Here is a 15,669-nt window from a genome sequence, read left to right on the forward strand (position 1 = left end):
GACGGGCAGCCGGCGTGACCCGCGCGGTGCCTTGGGGGGCACCAGGGGGTCCGTTCCGGTTCATCCACATGGGATGAGTCCCTGCACCCTCCACCATGGCTCGTTCAACTCTGGGTCGTTCTGGAGGAGGCACCACCGATGTTCAGACATCCACCCACAAGGCGCACAGCCAGATCCCTGGTGAGCGCCGGCGCGGCGATGATCCTCGTCGTCACAGGTCTGGCCGCCACCGGCACGGGCGCACAGGCCGCGCCGGCCGGGACAGGAGCCACCTCCCCGGCCGACAAGATCCGGCCGGAACTCAGCAAGCAACTCCAGGGCAAGACCGAAGGGGACTTCTGGATCCGCTTCCGGGACCGGGCGGACCTGAGCCAGGCCACCGCGATCAAGGACTGGGACAAGCGGGGCGCCGCGGTCGCGGCGGCGTTGAAGAAGACCGCCGCCGACAGCCAGACCAAGATCCGGGCCGAGCTCGACGGCGCGGGCGCGAAGTACCAGACCTTCTGGGCGACCAACGCGATCAAGGTGAGCGGCGGCTCGCTGGCCATGGCGCAGAGCTTCGCCGCCCACGCCGAGGTCGAGGGCCTGTACGCCCCGGTGGCCTACACGGTGCCCGAGGTCACCAAGGGCACCGACGAGAAGACGGTGAACGCCCTCGAGTGGGGCATCGCCAACATCAACGCCGACGACGTCTGGTCCCAGTACGGCGTCAAGGGCGCCGGCATCACGGTGGCGAACATCGACACCGGCGTCCAGTTCGACCACCCCGCGCTGGTGAACTCCTACCGCGGCAACAACGGCGACGGCACATTCGACCACAACTACAACTGGTTCAACGCCGCCGGCACCTGCGCCGCCGCGCCCTGCGACAGCAACGGCCACGGCACGCACACGATGGGCACGATGGCCGGCTCCGCCGGCGCGAACCAGATCGGGGTCGCCCCCGAGGTCACCTGGATCGCGGCGAACGGCTGCTGCCCGAACGACGCCGCCCTGGTCACCTCCGGCCAGTGGATGCTCGAGCCGACGGACCTCAGCGGCCAGAACCCCGACGCCAGCAAGCGGCCCAACATCATCAACAACTCCTGGGGCACCACGGCTCCCTCCAACGACCCGTTCATGGAGGACGTGACGCTCGCCTGGGCCGCGTCCGGCATCTTCGGGATCTGGTCCAACGGCAACAGCGGCTCGGCGTGCCAAACCAGCGGCTCCCCGGGCAGCCTGGTCAGCAACTACTCGGCCGGCGCCTACGACATCAACAACAACGTCGCCAGCTTCTCGTCCCGCGGCGCCGGCCAGAACGGCGAGCTCAAGCCCAACATCGCCGCACCCGGCGTCAACGTGCGATCCAGCATCCCGGGCAGCGGCTACGCCAGCTACAACGGCACCTCGATGGCCGCCCCGCACCTCGCGGGCACCGTCGCGTTGCTGTGGTCGGCGGCACCGGCGCTCGTCGGTGACATCAACGCGACCCGCGCGCTGCTGGACAACTCGGCGGTCGACAAGGCCGACGCCCAGTGCGGTGGCACCGCCGACGACAACAACGTGTACGGCGAGGGCCGGCTGGACGCCCTCGCGCTGCTCAACGCCGCTCCGATCGGCGACACCGGCACCCTCGCCGGCACCGTCACGGACGCGGGCACCGGCGCCCCGATCGCCGGCGCCACGGTCACCCTGACCGGCGCGGCGGAGCGCGAGCTGACCACCGCCGCCGACGGCACGTACTCGTCCCTGCTGCCGGTCGGCGACTACCAGGTCGCCGTGACGGCGTTCGGCTACCAGGGCAGGACGACGCCGGCAACCGTCAGCCGCGACGCGACCACGACGACCGACGTCGCGTTGACGGCCGTGCCCAGCGTCACCGTCGGCGGATCGGTCACGGACGGCTCCGGTCACGGCTGGCCGCTGTACGCCAAGGTGACCGTCGAGGGCCCGTCGGGCGTGTCCGACTACACCACGCCCGTCAACGGCCGCTACAGCCTCACGCTCCCGGCCTCGGCCACGTACAAGCTGAAGGTCGAGCCGCAGTACCCGGGCTACCAGACCGTGACCAAGGAGGTCGTCGTCGTCGGCGGCAACGTCACCGCCAACGTCGCCGTGCCGGTGCAGGCCAACGCCTGCACCACCGCGCCCGGATACACGTTCGGCTCCGACGGCGAGTTCGAGACCTTCAACGGCGCCACGGTGCCGGCCGGCTGGTCCGTCGTGGACCACGCGGGCAGCGGTCAGGTCTGGAAGTTCACGGACGAGGGTGGCCGCGGCAACCTGACCGGCGGCACCGGCAACTTCGCCATCATCGACAGTGACGAGTACGGCTCCGGTGGGCGCCAGGACACGTCGCTCGTCAGCCCGGTCGTCGACCTGACCGACGTCGCGACGCCGGTGATCCGGTTCAACCAGGACTACAACTGGCTGGGCAGCGACCGCGCCGAGGTCGACCTCAGCATCGACGGCGGCACCACCTGGACGAACGTGCTCCGGCAGGCCGCCGACGTCCGCGGACCGCGGGTGACCGAGATCCCGATCCCGCAGGCCGCCGGCCAGGCACAGACCCGGGTCCGGTTCCACTACTACGACGCCTCGTACGAGTGGTGGTGGCAGGTCGACAACGTGCTGATCGGCAGCCAGGTCGTCTGCGAGCCGACCAACGGCGGCCTGGTGCTCGGCCACGTCCGCGACAAGAACACCAGCGGCTACGTCAACGGGGCCACCGTCACCAGCGACGACCGGCCGGCCGAGAAGGCCACCACCGTGGCGACCCCCGACGACCCGGGGCTGGCGGACGGCTTCTACTGGCTGTTCTCCTCCCTGACCGGCCAGCACCCGTTCACCGCGAAGGCCGCCAACTACGTCGGCCAGCGCAAGCAGGTCGACGTCCAGACCGACTGGGCGACCGCCGCGAACTTCCAGCTGGCGGCCGGCCGCCTGTCGGTCAAGCCGGCCCAGGTGAGCGGAACGGTCCAGATGCCCACCGGCAGGGTCAGCAAGGCGTTCACGGTGACCAACACCGGCGGGGCCCCGGCCACCGTCGAGTTCGGCGAGCGCGACGGCGGGTTCACGCTCCTGCGGGCCGACGGGTCCCGGATGAGCAAGCAGCAGGTCCTCGGGTCCACCGGCGCGCCGGAGCAGCGGCTCACCACGCCGACGTCGTTCGCCGCCACGGCGTCCGGCAAGTCGGCGACGGCGTCGTCGGCCCCGGTCGGCCCACAGGCCGCGCCCTGGACCGACATCGCGGACTACCCGGCGAACGTGATGGACAACCGGGTGGTGAACCTGGACGGCAAGGTCTACTCGATCGGCGGCAGCAACGGGTCCACGTCCACGACGAAGAACTTCGTCTACGACCCGATCGCGCAGACCTGGGCACCGATCGCCGATCTTCCCGGCGCGCGTACCGCCATGACGGTGGGCGTCGTGGACGGAAAGATCATCGCGACCGGTGGCTGGGCGGCGGCGGGCCCCGACGGCACCACCTGGTCCTACGACCCGGCGGCCAACACCTGGACGGAGAAGGCCGACAACCCGGCGCCGCGCTCCGCGGCCGGACAGGCGGTCGTCGGCGGCAAGCTGTACGCCATCGGTGGCTGCACCACGGCGTCCTGCACGCCGATGTCGAACGACGTCGTCCGCTACGACCCGGGCAGCGACAGCTGGGAGACCCTGCCCGACTATCCGAAGGCGGTGGCCTTCGCCTCCTGCGGCGGGATCGACGGCGTCGTCTACTGCACCGGCGGCAACGACGGCTCCGCCGCGCAGAAGGCCGGCTACGCCTTCGACCCGGGCGCCAACAGCTGGACCGCCATCGCCGACGCGCCGGCCGACAACTGGGCCAGCTCGTTCGCGGTCGCGGGCGGCAGGCTCCTCGTCGTCGGCGGCTCGCAGGGCGGGGCCATCACCAACGCCGGCTTCGCCTACGACCCGGCCACCGACTCGTGGTCCAACCTGCCGAACGCCAACACCGCGCGGTACCGCGGTGCCGCGGCGTGCGGTTTCTACAAGGTCGGCGGCTCGTCCGGCAGCTTCACCGCCACCGCGGACAGCGAGGCGCTGCCCGGGTTCGAGGAGTGCGCCGAGGGTGCCGCCGACGTCAGCTGGATGACGATCGACAGGACCACGGCCACGCTGGCGCCGGGCGAGCAGGTCACGGTCACCGTCGGGATGACGGCGAACGTCGACCAGCCGGGCACCTACTCCGCCTCGGTGGCCATCAAGGAGAACACGCCGTACGCGGTGCCGCCGGTGGCGGTGACGATGAACGTGCGGCCGCCGAGCACGTGGGGCAAGCTGATGGGTACGGTCACCGGGACGAGCTGCCAGGGCGCCGGCGCACCGCTTCCCGGCGCGGTCGTCCAGGTCGACTCGTGGGCGATGTCGTGGACGTTCGCCACCGACGCCGACGGCAGGTACGCCTACTGGATGGACCGCCGGAACAACCCGATGACGATGATCGTCGCGAAGGACGGCTGGAAGCCCCAGACCCGTCAGACGAGGATCAACACCACCACCCCGACGGTGGAGGACTTCGCACTGTCGCCCATCCGCTGTTGAGCGCTGACCGCTAGTTGACAGTCCGGCCCGCCTGGTCACCGACCGGGCGGGCCGGATCAGCTCTGCGGACCACGAGCCGTCGACTCGGCGGCGCCCCGGAGGCCGGGGCGGGGCCGGCGGACCGCGAGGTCGGGCCAGGCCGGGGCGGGAGTGGATTTCGCCTTCGCGAGGTCGGGCGGGGGCGGGACGGCAACCGACCCGCGGGCCGCGAGGGTCAGGCCGGGGAGAGGCGGAAGCCGACCCCGCGGACCGCGTGGATCGTCGCGGAGGCGTTCAGCCGGGCGAGCTTGCGTCGCACCCGCCGCACCACCGAGTGCATGTCGGAGCCGCGACCGAGGTGCTCGTTGCCCCAGACCTTGAGGTGCAGCCGCTCGTAGGTCCAGACCTGCCCGGGCGCGCCGACCAGGCACAGCAGGAGATCGTGCTCCAGCCGGGTCAACCCGATCTCGCGGTCCAGCCAGCGCAGCACCCGCCGGTCGGAGTCGACGCTCAGGTCGGGCGGGGGTGGCGCGGCGGCGCCCGCCACGGCCTCGGCGACGACGGTCTGGACGGGCGCGGCCGCCGCGGCTGCACCGGGCGTCTCGGCCGCCGGCGCGGGCGTGCGCGTCGTCTCGGCTGCCGGTGTGCGGTTCGTCTCGGCCACGTCGAGGAACTCCCGCGCCTGCTCGACGTTCGAGACGATCAGGAACGCCTCGGTCCCGCCGAGCAGTCGCGCGAGCTGTCTGCGTTCGGCCGGCGAGGAGGCGATGCCGATGACCAAGGACACGGCCGGGCTTCCCCTCATGCCCACCCCTTCCGGCTCCCCACCCATTCCGGAACACTCCGCGACGACGATCAATCGACACGGTGACCCTAGTAGGGTGTCACTTCGTTCCGGCCAAGGATAGTTACGTTTCGGCATCCATGAATGGCTGTCGGCGGCGCCCGAGGGCATCGCCGGGCGACATTTCGCGCTGGCTCCACCGCGCTCCTCGACCTGCCCCGTTTCCATGCCGTGAGCTGCTGTTCGGGTTCCCGTGGTCCGCCTCGCGGCGTTCCACGCACGACACCGTCAGGACACGCGCCTGTGGTAATGCGGTTCGGCGCACCTCGAATTGCGCGAAGGACAATTCCGGTTTTCGCATCCGCGTCGCCGCATCAGCAGGCGATGCGGGGGAACGAGCCGCGGATCGGGGCGCTCCGGTCCGCCGCCCAGGCAGCGGATCGTCCGGGCCGCCGAGGATCACTCGCCGCGCGGGGCGTACATGATGACCGCGACCCCGACGAGGCAGATGGCCGCGCCGACGATGTCGTAGCGGTCGGGGCGGAACTTGTCGACGACCATTCCCCAGACCAGGGAACCGGCGACGAAGACCCCGCCGTAGGCGGCGAGGATGCGGCCGAAGTTCGGGTCGGGCTGGAAGGTGGCGACGAAGCCGTAGCACCCGAGCGCGACGACCCCGGCTGCGATCCACCACAGGCCGCGGTTCTCGCGCCAGCCCTGCCACACCAGCCAGGCGCCGCCGATCTCGGCGAGCGCGGCGAGCAGGAACAGCAGGATCGAGCGGACGACCGTCATGCCTCGGACCGTAGCGGGAGGCCGGTCAGTTGTGGCCGACGCGGGCCTTCCCCGCGGCCCCGTGCCGCGAACAGCAGGGGGCGGCGGGCGTTGCCGGCGAGCAGTGCGACTCGCGCGGTCGGTGCCATCGGCCGCTCACGCGCGCGCGGGGCCGCCGCCGTCGCCCGGACCGGGGTGCCGGGCGGCGGCGAGGAAGGCGTTGTACCGGGCCAGGTCGTCCTCCTCGCCGGTGGCCTCGGCGCGGTCGGCCGCCCGGTCGAGGCGGCCCTGCTCCCGCTGGTCGGCGCGGATCCACTGCCGGACCAGCACGATCATGACGACCGCGGCGGGTACCTCCCCGAAGGCCCACGCGATGCCCGCGCCCAGCTTCTGGTCGTCGAGCAGGGACGACGCCCACCCGGGGTGGACCGCCACGTACCAGTCCGGGGCGATGACCGTGGTGGTCTGCATCAGGACGAGGCCGAAGAAGCCGTGCGCCATCATCGAGGCCAGGTGGAGGATCACCAGCAGCGGAGGGGCGAGCCTCGGCCGGCCGGGGTCGACGCCGATGAGCACCCAGAACAGCAGATACCCGGCCATCACGTAGTGGGTGAGCATGGCCAGGTGGCCGACGTGGGACCGCATCAGCGTGCCGAGCAGGTCGCTGAAGTACAGGCCGAAGAGGCTGCCGGCGTAGATGCCCAGCGCGACCAGGGGATGGGTCAGCAGCCTCGCGGGCCGGCTGTGCAGCGCCACCAGCAGCCACTCCCGGGCGCCGCGGACCTGCGGATCGGCCGGGCGGCGCAGGGCGCGCAGGGCGAGGGTGACCGGGGCGCCGCCGACGAGCAGGATCGGCACCAGCATCGACAGCACCATGTGCTGCACCATGTGGACGCTGAACAGCACGTACGCGTAACGGGCCACTCCCAGGTTGGTGATCGCGGCCAGCAGCAGCATGCCGGCCAGCCAACTGGCGGTGCGGGCGGCAGGCCAGCGGTGCCCCGCCCGGCGCAGCCGCCACACGCCGGTCAGGTAGCCGCCGACGCCCGCGACGGTGAGGGTCAGGAAGAACATGTCCGGCAGCGGCTGCCCCAGCAGGAGCGCTGGGCTCGGCGGTGCGGGCATCGGGAAGCCGAGCAGTTCGGTGATCGGGTCGGCGTCGAGCGGATCCTCCGCCGTCGGGGTGGGGCTGCGGGACAACGCCACCGCCAGCGCGACGGTGGCGGCGAACACGACCAGTTCGCCGGCGGCCAGCCGGACGAACGCGCCGCCCCGGCCGGCGCGCAGGGCCGGCAGGGTCCGCGACCGGTGCACGGCGCCGAGGGCGCCGAGGATCGCCAGGGCGCCGAGCTTGCCGAGGACCAGCCAGCCGTAGCGGGACTGCCACAGTTCCGCCACGGCGCCGAGGCGCACGGCGGCGTTGGCCGACCCGCTGACCGCCACGGCCGCGAAGCAACCCAGGGCGAGGCGGCTGTACCGGTCGACGGCGTCGGCGAGCTGCCGGCTGCGGCGCACCATCAGCAGCGCGGCGAGCGCACCGACCCAGAGCGCGGCGGCCAGCACGTGCAGGGCGAGGCTGGTCACCGCGACCTGGTGGTTGCCCGCGCCGGCGGCGTGCCCGGTGAACGCCGGCGGCAGCAGCGCGACCAGCGCGACCAGCGCCGCCACGGCGGCGAGCCCCCGCGACACCCCCGCCCGGGCGAGCACCGCCGCCGTCAGGGCGAGCCCCGCCTGCAGCAGCAACGCCTGGCCCTGGGAGATCGAGAAGGCGAAGCTGAACACGGTGGCCACGGTGAGTTCGTCCACGGGAGCGCCGAGCAGGTCCGAGACCGTCAGCACGATCAGGGTCGTCGCGACCGCCGCCCAGCCCGCGGCCAGCGCCCCCGCGCGGCGCAGCAGCAGCCAGCCGCGCGGGGACACGCTGCGGCCGTCGCCCGGCAGCAGGAACGCCGCCGTCACCAGCATCCCCACCGTCAGGGTGGCGAGGCCGTCGGCGAGCAGCCGCACCACGGGCAGCGCCCACGCCGTGACCGGCCCCGGATCCGGCAGGCCGGGGATCGCGACGGCGAGCGCGTCGCCGGCGCGCAGCCCGAGCAGGAGCACGGCCACCGCCGACGCGACGGCCGCCACCGGTACGAGCCGTCCGACGCGCCCCCCGGCCGCCGGCCGAGTGCCGGGGCAGGGCGACCCGTCCGTCTGGTCGACGTCGCCCGCCCGCGACACGGCAGGGGGATCGGCGTCCGGAAAACGGGCGGGGTGAGCCGGGTGGGAGATGGTGTCTGGCACGTCGGTCCCTTGCTGAGGTCAGATGGCGGCGGAGCGCGCGACCGGGCTGTCCGGCGGTGCGGCCGAGCGGGTCCGCCGTTGGCGCGTCGAGCTGTTGCCGAGTGGCGGCGCGCGGGTCAGGCGCTGGCGCGGCGACGACGTAGCAGGATCGCGACCCCGCCGACGACGACTGCCAGCACCCCGGCGGCCATCACCAGCACGGGGGTGCCCGCCCCGCCGTTTCGGGAGCCGCTCGCGACGGCGGGGTCGGCCGACGTGGTGGACGGGTCGAGGGCCGCTGGGGCGCTGCTCGGCGCGGTGACCGCCGCGCCGGCGCTCGCGGAGGGGCCCGCGACCGTGAACCGGTAGGAGCCCTGTACGGGGTGCCCGTCGGGGGAGACGACCCGGTAGGCGACGGTGTAGGTGCCGTCGGCCAGCGGTCGGTCGATCGTGGCCGTAGCCGTCGTGCCGGTGACGACGGGCTCGCCGGTGGGGACCCTCTCCTGGGCGGCGTCGGTCAGCGCGACGGTGGTGAAGGCCGGGTCGAGCTTCTGCAGGAACGTCAGCGTGACCCGCGTCGGCGCCGTCGCCAGCCGGGCCTCCTTGGCGGGGCTGGCGGACCGCAACGTGTTGTGGGCGGCGGCGGGAGCGGCCGGCACGAGCAGCAGCGCGACGGCGGCCAGCGCGGCGGCGACGAGACCCACCGTGGTCGGGCGACGGAACCGGGTGTTCATTCTCGGTGCATCTCCTGGTGCGTGCTGCTCAGCCGAGCAGTTGTTGGCCGATCCAGCCGCCGTCGGGGCAGCCGGGCGGAATGGCGAAGACGGCGGAGCCGATCGGAGTGGTCCACTCGTTGAGCAGGTCCCGTTCGGCGAGGCGTCGTTGGATGGGCAGGAACTGGCGGGCGATGTCGGACTGGTAGGAGGCGAAGATCAGCCCGCTGTCGGCGGTGCCGTCGGCGGCGGGTACGCCGTCGTAGTTGTAGGGGCGGCGCAGGATCTTCAGCCGATCGTCGCCGACGTGGGCGCGGGTCAGGTGGGCGAAGTCCGGGATGACGACGAGCCCGTCGGGGCCGGTGGCGGCGAAGTCCGGCTCGTCGTGCTCGGCGGTGCCGGTCAGCGGGGCGCCCGTGTCGAGGCGACGGCCGACGGCGAGTTCCCGTTCGGGACGCCCGAGCAGGTCCCAGGTCTCCAGGTTCATGCTGATGCGACGGACGACCAGGGTGGTGCTGTCGCGTAGCCACGCCGGCCCGTCGGCCACCCACACCGCGGTCTCCAGCGGTCCGCCCGGCCTCGGGTTGGCGGTGCCGTCGAGCTGGCCGAAGAGGTTGCGCTGGGTGCGCCCGCCGGGTTCGACGCCGGCGCCGCGCCGGAAGCCCTGCTGCACCCACCGCACCGTGGCGAAGGGCCGGCTGTCCTTGACCAGGACCCGCTGGGCGTGGGCCACGGTGACCGGGTCGTCGGCGCAGATCTGCAGCAGCAGGTCCCCGCCCGACCAGCGGGGCTGGAGCCGGTCGACGCGGAACGACGGCAGGGCGGCCACCGACGTCGGACGCCGGTCGTCCACGCCGGCGGCGGCGTAGAGGCCGGGGCCGAAGCCGAACGTGACCGTCAGCCGGGCGGGCAGCATCCCGAGTTCGGGCTCGGTGTCGGCCAGCGCGGGCCGGCCCTGGGTGAGGCGGGCGGCGTCGTCGGTGAGCAGCCGTAGCATCCGGCCCAGCGCCGCCCGGTCGGTGCCGGGCCTCAGGGTGAACGCCACGAACGACGCGTGTGCCTGCGGCTCGGTGGCGACGCCGGCCTGCCGGGGCCCGTGGAACGGCTCGACCGCGCCGCCGACGTCTGCCACCGGTGCTGCCCGGACAGGCCGTACCCCCGGCTCGTCGGAGCGGTCGGCGGTGACGGCGGCGGCGCCGACCAGGGTTCCGCCCGCGGCCAGGGTGCCACCGGTGAGCAGGCGCCGCCTGCTCACCGCGCGGGCGGTGGACGCCCCGGTCATGACGCGGGGCTCGCGGGCGCGCCGCTCGTGCCCGGCGCGGGCCGGCCGTGGCCGGGGGCGTAGCTCTCCTGGGCGCCGGTGAAGGGCTTGGCCATCGCGGTGAACGTCCGGGTCCGCCCGTCGGCGAAGGTCAGCGTGAAGCTCACCTGGTCACCGGCGCGCACCGGCTGCTTCAGGTCCATCAGCATCAGGTGGTCGCCACCGGGCTCCAGCGCGTACGTGCTTTTCGCCTTGACCACGACGCCGCCCTGCTTGGCTCGCATGACCAGCTGGCCGTCCTTCATGGCCATCTCGTGCAGCTCCACCGGGGAGACGTCGGTGGCCGCGCCGGTGATCGTGACATCGGTGTCGCCGTCGTTGACGAGGGTGCCGAACGCCGCGGTCATTCCCCTGTCGGCGGCCTTGACCCACGGGTCGCGCACGCCGAGCACGTCCGCGGCCGCGGGGCTCGCCGAGGCCGACGGCGCCGGGCTCGGCGTGGCGGTCGACGAGCCCTCCGACGATCGGCAGCCCGTCGCGGCGGCGAGCAGCAGAGCGGCGGCGGCGAGGCGCGTGGCCGGTGAGCGACGTGAGCCGGCGAGCAGGGTGCGACGCATCGGGCAGGTCCCTTCGATCGGTGAGGCGACGTCAGGTTGGTCGGTCGGCCGCCGCGAAAAGTTCCAGCCGGGCCCACTTCCTGTCCGAAAATGATCAGGCCGCCCGGCGGTCGGGGACGCGGGCGGAACCGGGGTACGGCGGCAGCAGCCGCAGCCCCGGCGACTCGGGCTGCTCCTCCGCCGGGAGGTGCCAACGAGGCTCGCCCGGGCGACCACGTCGTGCCGGGCCGTCGGGCCGCAGCCCGGGGCGTGACAGCGCGACGACGAGCACGTAGCCCGCGAGCAGGAACCCGTGGCTGACCAGCCTGGTGGTGTCCACCCGCCCGGTCGCCAGGTCGTTGACCGACAGCAGCACCAACGTGCCGACGAACGCGCTCAACATCGGCACCAGTCCCGTCGGGGGAGTGCGCCGGGCCGCGACGAACAGGAAACCCGCTCCGACCGCCACGTTCCACGCGGCCGACTCGTGCCACAGATGCCCCGCCGCCAGCGCGTCGGCTGCCGGGTGCACGTGGGGGCCGGCGACGCCGCGCCCGATCTGCGTCAGGCCCAGCACCAGCTGCAGCGTCCCGATCAACCCCAGCGCCGCGCGCAGGCTCAGCGCCGCCCGGGCCCGCAGGCCGAGCGCGGCCCGCGCCCGGCGGTGCGGCGGTGCCTCGGGCAGCGCGTCGAGGACGGCGTCGGTGAGGTCTCCGCCGGGGACCGTGCCAGACAGCCGAACCCGCCGGGTCACCGCCGCGGCCCGGTCGAGCCACGACCGGCAGTCGCCGCACCCGGCCAGGTGCGCCTCGACCGCCGTCCGCTCGGCGGGCGTCTCCTCCCCGTCCAGCTGCGCCGACAGCACCTCACGCCACTGCTCACACCCCATGTACGGGTAGTCGGTCCGGTGCCCCCGTCGGTTCCCGACGATTTCCGTCGACCACCGCCGCGGCCCCTGCTCAGCCGGGGCTCGGCCGGCTCCTGCGCGCTGCCCGTGACATGATCGCCGCAGCCCGCAGCCCGCAGCCCGCAGCCCGCAGCCCGCAGCCCGCAGCCCGCAGCCCGCAGCCCGCAGCCCGCAGGGCGGGTGTGGTCAGCCGGCCGCGTTGTCGCCCCGCCGCGCCACCGGCCCGGACCGACCCGCCATGGCGGCCACGAGGTCCTCGCGGGCTCGGGCCACCCGGGAGCGGATGGTGCCCACGGGACAGCCGCACACCTCCGCCGCCTCGGCGTAGGACAGGCCGAGGACCTGGGTGGCGACGAACGCCTCCCGGCGATCCGCCGGCAGCGCCGCGACCAGCTGTTCCAGCACCACCTGTCGGTCGAAGGCGCTCCGCGCGGCGTCGGCGGTGTCGTGCCCATCGGTCAGCGGCACGGTCCGCGGACGCGACGTGGCGGTCCGGATGTGGTCGGCGGCGACCCGGCGGGCGATGGCGAGCAGCCACGTCCGCCCCGAGGACCGCCCGGCGAACGACCGCACCGACCGCACCGCCCGCAGGAAGGTCTCCTGCGCGAGGTCGTCCGCCTCCCCGGGGGAGACCAGCGCGGCGAGGAAGCGGCGGACCTGCTGCTGCGTCGCCCGGACGAAGCGGGCGGCGGCCTCCCGGTCACCCCGGCCGGCGGCCAGCGCCCACGCGGTGATCTCCGCGTCGTCGTCGGCCATCCGGCACCTCCCGTCAGCCCACCCGGGGAGGAGACCCCTCGGCGGTCACGACAAGTCGTAGTAGTAGTCGGACGGTACCGTACCGCGGGCGCTGTCCCTCGCCCTTCTCGACCCGCCCGGTCGCAGACCGGATCGGATCAATCGCGCCGCGCCAGCGCGGTCGGCAGGGCGTGCCGCTCCCGCTCCTCCCAGGTCGTGGCGACCTCGTCGAAGATCATCCGCGCGCCGAGGCCGTCCACCTCGAACAGCCGGGGCAGCATGGCGGCCAGGAACGGGTCGCCGCGCAACCGGTCCAGCAGGGGCGCGGGCGGCCCGGAGCGCCGCCGCTCCGGCAGCTCCACCGCGCCCAGCCACAGCTCCACGAAGCGGTCGCCGGTCGGGGCGCGACCCCCTCGGCACGCAGCAGGGCGGCGACGAAGCGCACCGCTCGATCCACGTCTGCTGGTTGATCTTCGCGGCCAGCCGGTGCGCCAGGTCGCCGGGCCAGGTGATGCCGCGCTCCTCGGCGACGCCGGCCAGCAGGGCGGCGGCGGGCTCGCCGTCCGGGTTGACCGAGTCGCGGGCGAGGATCGCCGCCGCCCGTGGGGCGCCGGGCAGGCAGCCGACCACGGCGACCGCCAGGGCGGTGCGACGGCGCGGTCGTGGAGAAGAAGGTCCCGCTCCCGGTGCGTTGGCTGCGCGGCTTCGCCGAGGGGCCGCAAAACCGGTTGCCGATCCCGTACGGACTGCGATTGCGTACGACCATGCCCGGGGACAGTGTCGACTCGTACTTCGTCTGCGCCACTCCTCGCACCGGCAGCTCCCTGCTGCTCGGCCTGCTGGAGTCGACCGGTGTCGCCGGCCGTCCGCAGGCGTACTTCCGCTCGCCGGACGAGTCGGCGTGGGCCGACCGGTGGCAGCTCCCGCGCACGGCCGACGGCGGCGTCGACTACGCGGACTTCGTGCGGGCCGCGCTCGCCGAGGGCCGGACCGACAACGGCGTGTTCGGCGCGAAGCTGATGTGGGGCACGCTGGACGAGTTGGTCGCCAGGCTCGCGTCGGTCCACCCCGACCTAGCGGGCGACGATGTCGCGCTGCTGGACCGGGCGTTCGGCCGCACCCGCTTCGTCTTCCTCCGGCGCGACGACGTGCTGGCACAGGCGGTGTCCTGGCTGCGCGCCGAGCAGACCGGCGCCTGGTTCGTCGGCGGCAACGGTGAGATCAGTGGCGACGCCGGCAACGGGCGGGCGCCGTGCTTCGACGCCGACGGGATCCGGCACCTCCTCGAAACGGTCACCGAGCACAACGCGGCCTGGGAGGCGTGGTTCAGCAGGTGGGGGATCCGGCCCCATCCCGTGCGCTACGAGGAACTCGTCGGGGACATGGCCGCCACCACGCGCGGCATCCTCGATTTCCTCGGACTCGACGTACCGGCCGCGGGACACCCGATCGTGGCCCGGCACCAGCGCCAGGCCGACGACCTCAACCGGCAGTGGATCGCGCGGTACCGCGGGGCGGCCGCCGACGGATGATTCGGCTGTCTCTGCCAACGGTCACCCGGGTGGTTGGCCGGGTGGGGCGCGACGCAGTGTCTGCCCGTCATCCGGCTCCGCACCGAAGCCCGACCACCGCCTCGGCGCCGATCAGCGCCGTGGTCGCGCGTCCTCCGCACGCCCGGCCAGCCGCTGCCGCAGTGCTAGTTGACAAGTCTCCTAGACGACTTGTCTACTAGGTGGGTGGTTCTATCACGCATCATCTTGGGCCTGCTTGCCCTCGCCCCCATGACCGGCTACGACCTGAAGCGGCACTTCGACTCGACCGTGGGGCACTTCTGGACGGCGGACAAAGCCCAGATCTATCGCACCCTTGCCCAGCTCGTTGCTGAAGGGCTTGCGGAGGTCGAGACGGTGGCCGGATCAAGGGCGCCGGACCGTCAGGAGCACCGCATCACCGCCGCCGGGCGGGCGGCGCTCGCCGCGTGGCTCGCCAGCGAGCCGGAGCGTCAGGTTGACCGCGACCCGTTTCTCGCGCGGGTGTTCTTCGGCGCCGATCTCGACGATGGCGGCCTCCGGCTGCTCTTCGCGCAACGTCGTGCGGCTACCCAGGCGCAGCTGGCGCGCTTCGAGCGGATGCGAACCGGGGTGGAAGCGTCCGATCGCGGCGCCCGGCTGCGGCTTGCCACCCTGGACAATGGCATCGCGCACCTACGTACCGAACTCGCCTGGCTCGACGCGGTGGAGGGGGAGGTCGCGTGAGTGCCTTTCCCGAGGTGCACAGCCCATCGACGGAAGCGGCGGAGCGCCCGCTGGTGATGTTGCACGGAGGAAAACGTCGCAAACTGGATGTGGCAACCACAGGTGGCCGCGCTCACCGACCGGGCGGTGCTCACGCCGGATCTGCCGGGCTTCGGCGAGCGGGTCCGCGAGGACTGGCCGGGGCTGGACGCGATGGCCGACGACCTCGTGGCGCGAGTGACCGACCACGGTTTCGCCGGCCCCTTCGACCTCGCCGGGCTCTCCCTGGGGGCCGTGCTGGCGCTTCGCGTGTTGGCGCGGCACCCGGACCGGGTGCACTCGGCGTTCCTCACCGGAGCGCCGCTCAAGCCGGCCGGCTTCGGGGTGCGCCTGATCTGCCGCCTGCAGCTGGCGTTCTGGCGTGCGCCGTGGTTCTGGCGCGCCCAAGCCGCCGCGTTCGGGATTCCGGACGACTCACGCGCCCGGTACGTCGCGCACGGCCTTTCGGTGCGCCCCGAGACCGCGTCCGCGATGAACGCCGAGGTGTTCGCCGGCGGGGTGCCTGCCGGCGTGCGCCACTACTCCGGCCCTCTGCTCGCGATCGCTGGCGAAAAGGAATCCGCGGCGGTGCGCCACTCCCTGGCGGCAATCGCCGAGGCCGCACCACAAACGCAGATGCGGCTCGCGCCCGGAATGCACCATATCTGGAACATCGAAGACAGCCGCCTGTTCAACGAAGTCCTCCACTCGTGGTTGAACGGAACCATCGACCCGCGTCTCGTCCCGTTGCCCTGAGCCTGAGCGCCGTGCCGGCGCATCCCCGCCCCGGGTCACGAAACGTCCGCGTCCCGGGGATGGTCGTCGGCCCGGACG

The 15,669-nt window shown here is 73.4% G+C and carries 13 protein-coding genes; 4 read left to right on the forward strand and 9 right to left on the reverse strand.

The genetic code is table 11. The features are described 5' to 3' along the window. Nucleotides 1-180 precede the first annotated feature (180 nt). Nucleotides 181-4,548, forward strand: coding sequence for a S8 family serine peptidase (locus tag ACSNOB_RS00625; RefSeq protein WP_436684495.1), 4,368 nt, complete (start codon nt 181-183; stop codon nt 4,546-4,548). Between the two features lie 214 nt (nt 4,549-4,762). Here ACSNOB_RS00625 and ACSNOB_RS00630 read toward each other — a convergent pair whose 3' ends face one another. The 9 genes from ACSNOB_RS00630 to ACSNOB_RS00670 all read right to left on the reverse strand — a co-directional run bounded on the left by ACSNOB_RS00630 (nt 4,763) and on the right by ACSNOB_RS00670 (nt 12,945). Beyond that, nucleotides 4,763-5,314: a winged helix-turn-helix domain-containing protein gene (locus tag ACSNOB_RS00630; RefSeq protein WP_436684496.1), complete on the reverse strand. Its 552-nt coding sequence runs from the start codon at nt 5,312-5,314 to the stop codon at nt 4,763-4,765. Between the two features lie 456 nt (nt 5,315-5,770). After that, nucleotides 5,771-6,106, reverse strand: a complete 336-nt coding sequence (locus ACSNOB_RS00635; RefSeq protein WP_436684497.1) for a YnfA family protein — start codon at nt 6,104-6,106, stop codon at nt 5,771-5,773. 135 nt (nt 6,107-6,241) lie between these two features. Beyond that, a complete protein-coding gene (locus ACSNOB_RS00640; RefSeq protein ID WP_436684499.1) occupies nt 6,242-8,215 on the reverse strand; it encodes a cytochrome c oxidase assembly protein in 1,974 nt (657 codons plus the stop codon). Nucleotides 8,216-8,487: 272 nt separating this feature from the next. Then, nucleotides 8,488-9,084 (reverse strand): copper resistance CopC family protein, encoded by a 597-nt coding sequence (locus tag ACSNOB_RS00645; RefSeq protein ID WP_436684500.1) that lies wholly within the window; start codon nt 9,082-9,084, stop codon nt 8,488-8,490. A 28-nt stretch (nt 9,085-9,112) separates the two neighbouring features. Further along, the gene (locus tag ACSNOB_RS00650; RefSeq protein WP_436684502.1) at nt 9,113-10,345 is read right to left on the reverse strand and encodes a Dyp-type peroxidase; all 1,233 of its coding nucleotides are present in this window, start codon (nt 10,343-10,345) and stop codon (nt 9,113-9,115) included. After that, on the reverse strand, nt 10,342-10,941 hold the full coding sequence (locus ACSNOB_RS00655) for a copper chaperone PCu(A)C (RefSeq protein ID WP_436684504.1): 600 nt from the start codon (nt 10,939-10,941) through the stop codon (nt 10,342-10,344). The genes ACSNOB_RS00650 and ACSNOB_RS00655 overlap by 4 nt, the downstream gene beginning before the upstream one ends. A 94-nt stretch (nt 10,942-11,035) precedes the next feature. Then, a complete protein-coding gene (locus ACSNOB_RS00660; protein ID WP_436684505.1) occupies nt 11,036-11,809 on the reverse strand; it encodes a zf-HC2 domain-containing protein in 774 nt (257 codons plus the stop codon). 204 nt (nt 11,810-12,013) lie between these two features. Then, nucleotides 12,014-12,583 carry a sigma-70 family RNA polymerase sigma factor gene (locus ACSNOB_RS00665; protein ID WP_436684506.1) on the reverse strand — a complete coding sequence of 190 codons (570 nt, stop codon included), beginning with the start codon at nt 12,581-12,583 and terminating at the stop codon, nt 12,014-12,016. Between the two features lie 137 nt (nt 12,584-12,720). Further along, nucleotides 12,721-12,945 (reverse strand): hypothetical protein, encoded by a 225-nt coding sequence (locus ACSNOB_RS00670; RefSeq protein WP_436684508.1) that lies wholly within the window; start codon nt 12,943-12,945, stop codon nt 12,721-12,723. Nucleotides 12,946-13,326: 381 nt separating this feature from the next. Here ACSNOB_RS00670 and ACSNOB_RS00675 point away from each other — a divergent pair, with 381 nt between their 5' ends. From ACSNOB_RS00675 to ACSNOB_RS00685, 3 genes are all read left to right on the forward strand, one after another. Next, nucleotides 13,327-14,094 (forward strand): Stf0 family sulfotransferase, encoded by a 768-nt coding sequence (locus ACSNOB_RS00675; RefSeq protein WP_436684509.1) that lies wholly within the window; start codon nt 13,327-13,329, stop codon nt 14,092-14,094. A gap of 204 nt (nt 14,095-14,298) precedes the next feature. Next, the gene (locus ACSNOB_RS00680) at nt 14,299-14,817 is read left to right on the forward strand and encodes a PadR family transcriptional regulator (protein WP_436684510.1); all 519 of its coding nucleotides are present in this window, start codon (nt 14,299-14,301) and stop codon (nt 14,815-14,817) included. 87 nt (nt 14,818-14,904) lie between these two features. Further along, nucleotides 14,905-15,591 carry an alpha/beta fold hydrolase gene (locus ACSNOB_RS00685; RefSeq protein WP_436684512.1) on the forward strand — a complete coding sequence of 229 codons (687 nt, stop codon included), beginning with the start codon at nt 14,905-14,907 and terminating at the stop codon, nt 15,589-15,591. Nucleotides 15,592-15,669 lie beyond the last annotated feature (78 nt).

This window comes from Micromonospora sp. URMC 106 (assembly GCF_051386395.1).
Classification (GTDB): domain Bacteria; phylum Actinomycetota; class Actinomycetes; order Mycobacteriales; family Micromonosporaceae; genus Micromonospora.

Excerpts from the sequence above, each read along its gene's own strand:
- ACSNOB_RS00635 (WP_436684497.1), bottom strand. The coding sequence starts at position 6,106 with ATGACGGTCGTCCGCTCGATCCTGCTGTTCCTGCTCGCCGCGCTCGCC.
- ACSNOB_RS00645 (WP_436684500.1), bottom strand. The coding sequence starts at position 9,084 with ATGAACACCCGGTTCCGTCGCCCGACCACGGTGGGTCTCGTCGCCGCC.
- ACSNOB_RS00650 (WP_436684502.1), bottom strand. The coding sequence starts at position 10,345 with ATGACCGGGGCGTCCACCGCCCGCGCGGTGAGCAGGCGGCGCCTGCTC.
- ACSNOB_RS00655 (WP_436684504.1), bottom strand. The coding sequence starts at position 10,941 with ATGCGTCGCACCCTGCTCGCCGGCTCACGTCGCTCACCGGCCACGCGC.
- ACSNOB_RS00660 (WP_436684505.1), bottom strand. The coding sequence starts at position 11,809 with ATGGGGTGTGAGCAGTGGCGTGAGGTGCTGTCGGCGCAGCTGGACGGG.
- ACSNOB_RS00665 (WP_436684506.1), bottom strand. The coding sequence starts at position 12,583 with ATGGCCGACGACGACGCGGAGATCACCGCGTGGGCGCTGGCCGCCGGC.
- ACSNOB_RS00675 (WP_436684509.1), top strand. The coding sequence starts at position 13,327 with ATGCCCGGGGACAGTGTCGACTCGTACTTCGTCTGCGCCACTCCTCGC.
- ACSNOB_RS00685 (WP_436684512.1), top strand. The coding sequence starts at position 14,905 with ATGTGGCAACCACAGGTGGCCGCGCTCACCGACCGGGCGGTGCTCACG.